Source organism: Thermovirga sp. (assembly GCA_012523215.1).
Classification (GTDB): domain Bacteria; phylum Synergistota; class Synergistia; order Synergistales; family Thermovirgaceae; genus 58-81.
The window spans coordinates 1-10073 of record JAAYIZ010000046.1; the positions used below are offsets into that span (position 1 = coordinate 1).

Genomic DNA, 10073 nt, shown 5'->3' on the forward strand with positions numbered 1-10073 from the left:
AAGTAGGGCTTGAAGGGGACCATCCCGGCTATGGTGAAGAGCAGGGTGGGGTCATCGGGCACCAGGGAAAAACTGGGGAACCTCCTGTGACCGTTCCTTTCGAAATAGGACAAAAAGAGCTCTCTCAATTCTTTTCCGCTTCTCCATCGCATGATGTCCCTCTCTCCCCCCTCGCCGCGGCGATTGGACCCTATCTCCTCCGCCGGGCGCGCCGCAGAAGATCCTCCCTGCACCGGGTTATCTCGCCCATCACGGCGTCGTATTCCTGGTCGGGAAATTCCCCGGCTCGGTAAAGCCATTTCCCGGCGCACATCGTACCCAGTATATCGGAACTGGAGCCGGCGTAGACGATGAAATCGACGATATTGTCGGGGCTCCACCCGATATAGTGGGGCCGGTCCAGGTCGATCATGACCAGGTCGGCCTGCCACCCCTCCCGTATCAGGCCCAGGTCGTCGAACCCGGCGGACAAAGCCCCCGAAAGGGTGGCCATTCTGAAGACGTCCCGGGCGGCCATGACCGTCGGGTCCTTCGAGACCCCCTTGTGCATGAGGGCGCAGAGCCTCATCTCGCCCCAGGTGTCGAGACGGTTGTTGCTGGCGGCCCCGTCGGTGCCCAGCGACAGGGAAACGCCGCCTTCCAGGAAGGCCTGTGCCGGGGCGTGCCCGCTGCCCAGTTTCATGTTGCTCGACGGGGAGTGTGCCACCGTCGCCGTGGAACCGGCCAGGCCGGGTATCTCGGAAGGGGGAAACCAGACGCAGTGGGCGAGGATGGCGGAGGGGACTCCCAGGAGGCCGGTCTCCTCCAGGTATGCCATGGGCGTGAGCCCGTACCTGTCCCGGATGAAATCGGGCTCCCACTCGGCCTCGAGGAAGTGAAAGTGCACCCCCGCGCCTATTTCGGCGGCGGAGGCCGTTATGCCCTTCAGCGCCTCCGGGGAGACCGTGTAGGGGGCGTGGGGGCCCAGTTGAACCCTGATATTACCCTTGCCGTCCCATCGGTGGAAGAGCTCCACGCCCTCGCGGACCTTCTCCGGGTCGTCCCCCGTGAGCCCCCGGCTCATGCAGCAGCGGATGCCCGTATCGACGGCGGCTCGGGCCACCTCGTCCATCTCGAAGTACATGTCGCAAAAGCACGTCGTCCCCGTGGAGGCCATCTCCATGACGGCGCCCCGGGTCCCCCAGTATATGTGCTCCGGGGCCAGCCCCGCCTCCACGGGCCATATCCTCTCCTCCAGCCACTGCTTCAGGGGCAGTTCCTCCCCCAGCCCTCGGAGGAGCACCATGGCCGCGTGGGTATGGCCGTTGACGAACCCCGGCGCCAGGAGCCTCTTGCCCTCCCCTTTCACGATCTCGACGCCGCGGGGGGCCTCGGAAAGGTCGGTGCCGATGCGGCTGATCCTGCCGCCCTCGACGAGCAGGTCACCCCTCGAAGCGCCGTCCCTATCGGCGTCGATAAAATAAAAATCCCTGAAAAGAACGGCCATGGCCGGTCACTCCCTCCACTGGCGCAGGTAATATTCCTGCTCCGCCGTGGGCGCCTCGAGGCTGATGCCCCTGGCCACGAGGGCCGTCCTGACCACATCGGTATCTATCTCGTCGGGGACATCGTAGACGCCGGGGGCGAGCGGGTTTTCGGCCAGGTAGAGGACCGACCCCAGTTGGAGGCCGAAGCTCAAATCCATGATCTCGATGGGATGGCCGTCCCCCGCGGCGAGGTTGACGAGCCTCCCCTGGGCGAGAAGGTTTAACCTCCTGCCGTCCTCGAGGACGTAGGTGGTGACGTTGTCCCTGGCTTCAAAAATCTCTTCCGAAAGGTCCTCCAGGGATTCCTTGTCGATCTCCACGTCGAAATGTCCGGCGTTGCCCAGGATAGCCCCGTCCTTCATGACCTGGAAGTGCTCCCTCCTGATGACGCCCCTGTTCCCCGTGAGGGTCAGGAACAGGTCCCCCACCGCCGCGGCCTCCATCATATCGCAGACCTGGCATCCGTCCATCAGGGCCTCGAAGGCCCTGTGGGGGTCAGTCTCGACGACGACGACCCTGGCGCCGAAACCCTTGGCCCTCATGGCGACGCCGCGGCCGCACCAGCCGTACCCGGCGACGACGAAGACCTTGCCGGCTATGAGGACGTTGGTGGCCCTCATCAGCCCGTCGAAGACGGACTGGCCCGTCCCATACCGGTTGTCGAAGAGGAACTTGCTCTTGGCGTCGTTGACGGAGATCATCGGAAAGGCGAGGACGCCCTGGTCGGCCATGGCCTTCAGCCGCCGGACCCCGGTGGTGGTCTCCTCGGAGCCCCCCTTTACCCGGGGGAGAAGATCCGGCCGCTTCTCGTGGGCCATCACGACCAGGTCGGCGCCGTCGTCGACGATGATCTCCGGCGAATGACCCAGGACGCTCTCCAGGTTATCGTAATACTCCTGCCCGGTCATGCCCCTCCAGCTGAAAACCCTCACGCCCTCCCTCACCAGGTAGGCGCAGACGTCGTCCTGGGTCGAAAGGGGGTTGCTTCCCGCGGCGGCCACCTCGGCCCCCAGTTCCTTCAGGGCGAGCAGGAGGCAGGCCGTCTTGGCTTCCAGGTGCAGGCAGGCGCCGACGGTCCTTCCGGAAAGGGGCTTTATCCGGCCATGCCTCTCGATGAAATGGGCCAACACGGGCATCCTCCGCCTGGCCCAGAGGACCTTTCTTTCACCCTCCCGGAAAAGGGCGGGATCGGCGATGCGGAAATCCTTCAAGGCGCCATCTCCTGTCACTTTGGGTTCCTGCCGCTCGCGACCGAAAAATCAAAGGGGGGTTCGAAAACGCCTCTTTCGCATATGAAGGCATTCACGAATCGGGCGGGCGTCACGTCGAAGGCCGGGTTCCAGACCTTTATCCCCTCGGGCAGCCGCTCCCCTCCGGGGAGAAGGCGCACCTCCTCCTCGGGGCGCTCCTCGATGACGATGCCCTCCCCCGAAGGGAGGGAGGTGTCGAAGGTGCTCCAGGGAGCGGCCACGTAAAAGGGCACGCCGTGCTCCCTGGCGATGATCGCCAGTCCGTAGGTTCCGATCTTGTTGGCGAAGTCCCCGTTGGAAGCTATCCGGTCGGCGCCGACGATGACGGCGTCGATGCCGTCCCCCTGCATGAGGGCCGCGGCCATGGCGTCGCCGATGACCGTCACGTCGAAACCATCCTCGGTCATTTCCCACGCCGAGAGGCGAGCCCCCTGGAGTACGGGCCTGGTCTCGTCCAGGTAGACCTTGACCTCCTTGCCGCTCTCCCTGGCGGCCCTGATGACGCCCAGGGCCGTGCCGTAGCCTCCCGTGGCCAAGGCACCGGCGTTGCAATGGCTCAAAACGCGGCATCTCCGGGGGAGGAGGGCCTGCCCCAGGAAACCCATGGTCCGGTTGGCGGCCCTGTCCTCCTCCAGTATCCGCTCCGCCTCGCCAAGCAGCGAGGACTCAAGATCCTCTTCCCTGCCGAGGGAGCGGGCCTTCGCGAGCATCCTCTTCAGGGCCCAGGTGAGGTTCACCGCCGTGGGCCTCGTCGAGGCAAGCCTGCGGGCGGCGGCTTCCACCGCCTCCATCCCCCCGCCGGCGGCCAGGACCAGCCCGAAGGACGCGGCGATGCCGATCGCCGGAGCCCCCCTTACCGCGAGGTTCTCTATGGCCCAGGCTACGCACCCGGGGTCGCCGCAGTCAAGTAGCTCGACCCTCGAGGGCAGTTTTCTCTGGTCGAGCAGCACGAGCTCTTTCCTTTCACGGTCCCACCGGAGGGCCTGGATGCTCAACGTTGGTCCTCTCCCGGCGACGGGGGCTCTTCGCTGACGGAGGCTACCCTCGTTGTGGCCCTTCCGTCCATGAAGGTCACGACCATGTCATCGCCGGCCGAGACATGGGCCGCGCGGGCCACCAGGGAACCGTCGGGTTTAGAGCAGGAGGCGAAACCCCTGGCGAGGGTCTTGAGGGGTGAGAGGGCGTCCAGTGCCGAGGCGGACTCCCCGAAGGAGGACCAGGCGAGCGCCGCGATCCGCTCCACGGAAGCGGCGGCCCGGACCCGGAGCCTCTCCAGATCGGCTTCGGCGGGGAAGAGGGCGGACCGCTCGAAGGACCTCGCCAGCGAGTTCACCCTCCCGTCGAAGAGCATGCGGTGGCGGTGCATCTCCCGGTCGAGGCTGCCCCTCATCCTGGCCTTTGAACTGGCCACCTGCCGGAGGAGGTCCCTCCTGTCGGGGAAGAGGGCCTCGGCGGCGGCCGAGGGCGTGGGAGCGTCGTAGTCCGCGGCCAGGTCCGAAAGGGTCCTGTCCACCTGGTGGCCCAGACCCGTTATCACCGGCACCCGGCAGCCCCGGACGGCCCTGACCACCTCCTCCTCGTCGAAGGGGTTCAGGTCGTCACGGCTCCCTCCCCCTCTCACGAGCATCACCGCCTCGACGCCGGGAAGGCCCCCGGCCCGGGCGAGTCCCCGGGCGATCTCCTCTACGGCGGCCGAGCCCTGGACCAGCGTCGGGACGACGACGATCCGGCAGAGGGGGAACCTCTGCCGGGCCACCTTCACCACGTCCTTCACGGCGGCCCCGGTGGGCGAGGTCACCAGGGCGACCTCCATGGGAAGGGGGGGGAGTTTCCTTTTTACCGAGGGTTCGAAGAGCCCCTCCTTGCGGAGGCGCTCCAGGAGTTCCTTTTTTGCCCTGGTCTGGGCGGCTTCCCCGAGGGGCCTTATGGTCCTTGCGTAGATCTGGTAGGTCCCCCTGGGACCATAGACGCCGGCCTTCCCCGTCACGAGGACCTCGTCCCCGTCGGCGGGCCACTGGGGCACCCGCCCCGCGTCGGAGCGGAAAAGGGCGCAGGAAATCCTCGCCTGGTCGCCGAGGAGGGTGAAGTAGACATGGCCGCTGGTATGGCGCTTGAACCCCGACAGGGTCCCCCTCACCTGGAGCCGGGAGAGGAGTTCGTTCTCGTCGAAGAGGAGCCCGATGTAGCGGGTCAGTTCATCGACGGTCAGGATTCCCGCCATCGGGACTTTCAGCTCCTTCCTCCCTCGCCAGGGTCCTGACGATCTTTCCCAGCACGCCGTTCACGAACTTGCCCGATTCGGCGGTGCCGAACTGCTTCGAGAGCTCCACCGCCTCGGAGATGGCCACGGGGATCGGGATCTGCCTCGCGACGACGCTCTCGTAGAGGGCGAGCCTTATGGCCACGCGGTCGACGATGACCATGCGCTCCGGCCTCCAGCCGACGATATGCTTCCTGATCAGGTCGTCGATGCCGTTTTTGCTCTTGAAGACCCCCAGGACGAGTAGCACGGCGTAGCTCCTGACCTCTTCATCCTCCGATTCGAAGGGGTAGAGTTCCACGGCCATCTCGGGCGTTATATCGTCGCGCATTTCCATGGAATAGAGTATCTGGAGGGCGATCTCCCTCGATCTTCTTCTCTTCTGCGGAAGGATTGCCTTCAACTCGCCCCGGTCCTTCCTAGGTTCTCCTGTTGAACCGCTGCCGGAGCCATCGGCGGATCTCGTCCCCACGCTCGGTGGTGAACAGGGCGGCGATGGCGAAGGCCGCCAGGGCCGAGGCCGTGGCCAGGAGGGTGCCCGAGAAGCCCATGCGGAGGATGGCCACCAGCACCCATGCGGCGGCTCCCCATACCAGGGGGAACCTGGCCAACCTGGAGAGCGTCAGGGACTCCTGGATACCGCCCTGGCTCGTCCAGCCCACCTGGATGTCCGCAAAACCCACCCCCCGGGCAAAAGCCCTGAAGCTGTCCTCGGAAGCTGCCTTCTCCGAAGGCGACAGCCCCGCTTCGAGGATGAAGGAAACCTTGAGCGTATCCCTTTCCGGCAGCAGGGTGACCTCCGAGCAGACGGGGCCCTCGGGGTGCAGCCGGGTGAAGGCGTCGCGGATACCCCCTCCCGAAAGCCAGAGGTCCCCCAATTCATTCGATCTCCAGAAGTAGAACAATCTCACCCCACCCTCCCATGATAGGAAAGGCCGGCCCCAAGGGGACCGGCCGCTTGAAAACCGGGCTCGGCCGGTTCGGTCAGGGCTTATCCTTTTCTATCCTGCCAAAAATGCTGGGCCTTTCTTTTTTAGGAGCCAGGTCCTCGGCCGGTGCGCCCCCTTTAGGCTCCTCCGGCGCGGGTTTCTCCGCCTCGACGGGCGGGACCGCGCTCGCCACGGGGGGAACCAGCTGGTCCTTTTCCTTCTGGGGAGACTCGAGCAGGGGTTTCTTGACGTCCTCGTAATAAAGGCCCTTGACCATGACGTTTACGGCCTTTATATCATAACCCGTGTTCTGCTCAAGGGCGTTCCTGATGGACTCCTGGACGTACCAGGCGATGTCGGGAATACGGAGGCCGTATTTGGCCTTGACATAGGCGTCCACCACCACCGAGGGGTCCCCCTCCTCGTCGACCTTTATGGCTACGCCCTGGGTCATGCTCGTCGCCCCCACACCCTCGTCGGGCTGCACGCCTATGACTTTCATCAAGGCCTGGGAAGCCAGTTCGGCAATGACTTCTTCTGAAATCCTGACCCTTCCGTCCTTGCTGAACTGGTGCTTTTCTTTTTCAGGCGCTGATTTTTTAGCATCGTTGTTCTCAAAGGATCCGAAGATCTTTGACGCGCTCACTCGACACCCTCCTTCCATAATTCCCAGAAAATGATAATTCCGCTAAAAAAAGGGATAGTCTGACCTTATCATGGCTGTTCGTCAAAGTATACCCCCTGGGTGAAGACGTCCACGGCCTTGACATCATAGCCGGTGAACTGCTCCAGGGTGCTCCTCAGCGACTCCTGCACGTACCAGCAAATGTCGGGGATCCTGAGGCCGTATTTAGTTTTTATGAAGGCTTCGATGGAGATGGAGGGAGGTTCTCCCTCCTCGAAGGAGACGCTCACCCCCTGGACCGGCTTCTTCCCGGAACTGCTGCCCGAAAAGGCGGCCCCCAGTTCCGCGGGCCTGATCCCGATTACCTTAGCCAGGGCCCGTTGGGCTATCTGCTCGACGACGTCCTCGCTTATCCTGACCCTTCCCGAATCGTGCTCCCGCGCTTTTTCCTGCTCCATGTCATCCCCTCCAGTTGGTGAAGGTCACTCGCTGTAAAGGCCCTTGACGAAAACGTTGACCTCATCAACGACGTAGCCCGTGTTCTGCTCTAGACCCCTCCTGATCGATTCCTGGATGTACCAGGCGATATCGGGGATGGGGAGGCCGCACTTGATCTTGACCCTGGTATCGACCTTGATGGAAGGGACCGGACCGCCCTTAACCTCGACCGTGACAGCTTCCTTTTCCTCACCTTCCGCGTCGGCGGCCCTGACGCCTATGACGCCGAGCAAAGCCTGGTTTGCCACCTGCTGGACCACTTCCTTGGATATTTTCATCCTTCCCTCACCCTTTCCTTTATCGCTGCCTGCCGTCGCATGGGGGCCCACCCCGAAAAGCCCGGTCTTGGGGCCGTTACCTGCCTCTCGGCCCTTGGGCCAGCGACGGTCAAGGGCATGGGGAATACCCGGTTCAGACCTATACCTCCCCCATCACGAGGAGGGGTTATTCCTTTTCTTTATCTTTTTTCAGCTCTTTTTCCGGCTCCTTTTCCTTCTCCGCCTCTTTCTTTTTCTTCTCTTCCTTGGGTTCCTTCACGGAGGACTGTTCGTGCTCGAAGTAGACCCCCTGGACGAAAACGTTGACGCCCTTGACGGGATAGCCCGTGAACTGTTCCAGGGTCTTCTTGATCGACTCCTGGACATCCCAGGCAATGTCGGGGATCCTCAGGCCGTACCTCGTGGTGATGAAGGCGTCGACCACCACCGAGGGCGTATCGCCTTCGTCGACGGAGATGCGCACCCCGCCGGAGGTCTTCTTCCCCAGCCTCAGGTTGGCCACCAGGCCGGGGCTCGCGGGCTGAACGCCGTTCACCTTGAGAAGGGCCTGGGTGGCTATCTGGCCTATGACCTCCTCCGATATCTTGACGGTCCCCTCGCTCTGCTCTTCGGGGATCAGGGGATCGGTCACCGGCACATCGGCGCCCTTGACGGGCTCTTCCTGGTTCATTTCCTTTTTGGACGGGCTCATGACTTTACCCTCCCTCGCCGGTTGAATAAAAGGATATTATCAATCCTCGAGCACGAAGCCGCACTCCGGGCACTGGAGGGCGCCGTCCTCGGACCTCGTCTCGGGTTTGAAGAAAAAGACATGACCGCACTGGGGGCACTCCACGGAGTCGAAGGTGTCGCCGGCCTCCTCCTCGAGCATGTCGTCCCTGTCGTCCAGGTCACCCTCGAGCCGGCTCAGGTCCTCTTCCAGTTGTTCGCAGTACTCCGAGAGATCCTCGATGGTCTCCCGCTGCTCTTCCAGGAGTTCGTCATGGTCGTCGATCTCGTCGGCCAGGGCGTGGAGCGTCTCGACGATGGCGAAGTAGATCTTCCTCTCGGGATCCCCCTTGGGATCCAGCCCCTCCAGGAGGCCCTCCAGGAACGCTATTTTTTCCCTTGCACTCATACTTCATCGACCTCCCCTTGGTTTTTTACCGCCTGGCCCTTTCGAGGTATTCTCCCGTCCGGGTATCCACCACGATGACCTCGCCGGTTTCGATGAACATCGGTACCGTGAGAGTGAGCCCCGTCTCCAGGGTGGCCGGTTTGCCGCTTCCTGAAACGGTGTCACCCTTGAACCCCGGGGAGGTCTCCACGACCTTCAGTTCCACGCTCGTGGGGAGTTCGATCCCCATGATCTTGCCCTCGTACATCTCGAGGGACACCTCGAGGTTGTCCGTCAGGAAGGAAGCGGCCGAGCCGAGGCTGTCCTTGTGGATGTAGATCTGGTCGTAGTTCTCCAGGTCCATGAAGACGTAGTTCTCGCCGTCCTGGTAGAGGTACTGGGCGGCCTTGTCGTCGAAGACGACCCTCTCGAGTTTCTCGCCGGAGCGGAAGGAATTCTCCACTATGGAACCGCTCTCCAGGTTGCGGAGCTTGGTCCTGACAATGGCCCCTCCCCTTCCCATCTTGTGATGCTGGCAGTCTATGATCTCCCAGATCCCTTCCTGCCAGAGGACCTTCATGCCGGAATGGAAACTGCTCGTGTCTACCACTTGACCCATAAAGCAAACCTCCCGCTGGACGATAAAAAAGAATAAATTCAGTTATCGGCGTACATCCCCTGCCCGGCCTTTCAGTTTAACGCCTAGGGGGCACGGTTTCCAGTCCCCGGTGATATTTTTAATTCAGCCTGACGTCGCTGCCCAGGATCGGCGACTCGGGGACGTCGAGGATGTAGGGGACCACCACCATGATGACCTCCGACTTGGATACGCTGGAACTCTTCCCTTTGAAGAGTTCACCCAGCAGGGGAATCTCGGAGATGACGGGGATCTTCCAGACGTTGTCGGTCTTGCTCTCGTGGAAAAGGCCCCCCACGACGAAGGGCTCTCCATCCCTGACCCTGACGACGGTTTCGACCTCGCGGGTGCTCGACTCGGGTATGTACCCCCTCAGCAGCGAGTCGTAGGTGAGCTTGGCGTCGCCGGTCTTGACATTCATCTCGATGGTGACGATCTCGGAACGCCCCACGGTGGGCGTGAACTCCAGGGCGGGACCTGACTCGACCTCGCCGTAGGTGGGCCTGCCCTGGTCGTCCCGCTCGGAAACATACTTGATATCGGTTAAAAGTTTTATGGAAGCCTTCTGGCCGTCGAGGGTCACCACCGAAGGGCTGGCGAGCATCTTGGCCTTTTCCTGCTTCACCAGTAGCTGCAGGCTGGCGTCGAAGAACCCCAGGGCGCTGTCGGCCATGTCGGGGAAGGTGATGCTCTCCGGGAGGTTTATCTCCCTGTTCGTCCTCGAGGGGTCGTAGATGCCCGTCTTGTCCACGTCGTCGTAGTAGCCCAGGGTGCCGCCGGTGCTCGAGAAGGAGGCGTACCACCTCTCGTAGACGGCGTTAACCAGGCTCTTGACCTCGTCGGAGCCCGAGTCGGAGACCTCCACGATCCTGGCCTGGAGCATGACCTGCCTCCCCGGGTGGTCTATCCTCTGGAGCGTGACGGCCACGTCCTCGAGCCTCTCCTCCGAGGCGGTCACGTAGACCGTCCTGAGC

General features: G+C 63.0%; 14 protein-coding genes. All 14 read right to left on the reverse strand.

From position 1 onward, the window contains the following. Window positions 1-152, reverse strand: a 152-nt coding sequence (locus GX108_01550) for a hypothetical protein (GenBank protein ID NLO55730.1), incomplete at its 3' end; no start/stop codon positions are given. 38 nt (window positions 153-190) lie between these two features. Beyond that, a complete protein-coding gene (locus GX108_01555; GenBank protein ID NLO55731.1) occupies window positions 191-1486 on the reverse strand; it encodes an amidohydrolase in 1296 nt (431 codons plus the stop codon). 6 nt (window positions 1487-1492) lie between these two features. Next, window positions 1493-2737: an adenosylhomocysteinase gene (locus GX108_01560; protein ID NLO55732.1), complete on the reverse strand. Its 1245-nt coding sequence runs from the start codon at window positions 2735-2737 to the stop codon at window positions 1493-1495. 14 nt (window positions 2738-2751) lie between these two features. After that, a complete protein-coding gene (gene mtnA, locus GX108_01565) occupies window positions 2752-3765 on the reverse strand; it encodes an S-methyl-5-thioribose-1-phosphate isomerase (protein ID NLO55733.1) in 1014 nt (337 codons plus the stop codon). A 2-nt stretch (window positions 3766-3767) separates the two neighbouring features. Beyond that, window positions 3768-4997, reverse strand: a complete 1230-nt coding sequence (gene xseA, locus GX108_01570; protein NLO55734.1) for an exodeoxyribonuclease VII large subunit — start codon at window positions 4995-4997, stop codon at window positions 3768-3770. After that, the gene (gene nusB / locus GX108_01575) at window positions 4972-5439 is read right to left on the reverse strand and encodes a transcription antitermination factor NusB (GenBank protein NLO55735.1); all 468 of its coding nucleotides are present in this window, start codon (window positions 5437-5439) and stop codon (window positions 4972-4974) included. The genes xseA and nusB overlap by 26 nt, the downstream gene beginning before the upstream one ends. Window positions 5440-5455: 16 nt before the next feature. Further along, window positions 5456-5947, reverse strand: a complete 492-nt coding sequence (locus GX108_01580; GenBank protein ID NLO55736.1) for a hypothetical protein — start codon at window positions 5945-5947, stop codon at window positions 5456-5458. Between the two features lie 73 nt (window positions 5948-6020). Next, a complete protein-coding gene (locus GX108_01585; GenBank protein ID NLO55737.1) occupies window positions 6021-6611 on the reverse strand; it encodes an Asp23/Gls24 family envelope stress response protein in 591 nt (196 codons plus the stop codon). 68 nt (window positions 6612-6679) lie between these two features. Further along, on the reverse strand, window positions 6680-7048 hold the full coding sequence (locus tag GX108_01590) for an Asp23/Gls24 family envelope stress response protein (GenBank protein ID NLO55738.1): 369 nt from the start codon (window positions 7046-7048) through the stop codon (window positions 6680-6682). A gap of 24 nt (window positions 7049-7072) precedes the next feature. Further along, complete coding sequence (locus GX108_01595; GenBank protein ID NLO55739.1) at window positions 7073-7366, reverse strand: Asp23/Gls24 family envelope stress response protein; 294 nt, start codon at window positions 7364-7366, stop codon at window positions 7073-7075. Between the two features lie 166 nt (window positions 7367-7532). Next, the gene (locus tag GX108_01600) at window positions 7533-8057 is read right to left on the reverse strand and encodes an Asp23/Gls24 family envelope stress response protein (protein NLO55740.1); all 525 of its coding nucleotides are present in this window, start codon (window positions 8055-8057) and stop codon (window positions 7533-7535) included. 39 nt (window positions 8058-8096) lie between these two features. Next, on the reverse strand, window positions 8097-8483 hold the full coding sequence (locus tag GX108_01605) for a hypothetical protein (GenBank protein ID NLO55741.1): 387 nt from the start codon (window positions 8481-8483) through the stop codon (window positions 8097-8099). Window positions 8484-8508: 25 nt separating this feature from the next. After that, on the reverse strand, window positions 8509-9081 hold the full coding sequence (gene efp / locus GX108_01610; GenBank protein ID NLO55742.1) for an elongation factor P: 573 nt from the start codon (window positions 9079-9081) through the stop codon (window positions 8509-8511). A 118-nt stretch (window positions 9082-9199) separates the two neighbouring features. After that, a complete protein-coding gene (locus GX108_01615) occupies window positions 9200-10057 on the reverse strand; it encodes a type II and III secretion system protein (GenBank protein NLO55743.1) in 858 nt (285 codons plus the stop codon). Between the last annotated feature and the right edge of the window lie 16 nt (window positions 10058-10073).

Coding starts and splice junctions, on each gene's coding strand:
- GX108_01555 (NLO55731.1), bottom strand. CDS start 1,486: ATGGCCGTTCTTTTCAGGGATTTTTATTTTATCGACGCCGATAGGGAC.
- xseA (NLO55734.1), bottom strand. CDS start 4,997: ATGGCGGGAATCCTGACCGTCGATGAACTGACCCGCTACATCGGGCTC.
- GX108_01590 (NLO55738.1), bottom strand. CDS start 7,048: ATGGAGCAGGAAAAAGCGCGGGAGCACGATTCGGGAAGGGTCAGGATA.
- GX108_01595 (NLO55739.1), bottom strand. CDS start 7,366: ATGAAAATATCCAAGGAAGTGGTCCAGCAGGTGGCAAACCAGGCTTTG.
- GX108_01600 (NLO55740.1), bottom strand. CDS start 8,057: ATGAGCCCGTCCAAAAAGGAAATGAACCAGGAAGAGCCCGTCAAGGGC.
- GX108_01605 (NLO55741.1), bottom strand. CDS start 8,483: ATGAGTGCAAGGGAAAAAATAGCGTTCCTGGAGGGCCTCCTGGAGGGG.
- efp (NLO55742.1), bottom strand. CDS start 9,081: ATGGGTCAAGTGGTAGACACGAGCAGTTTCCATTCCGGCATGAAGGTC.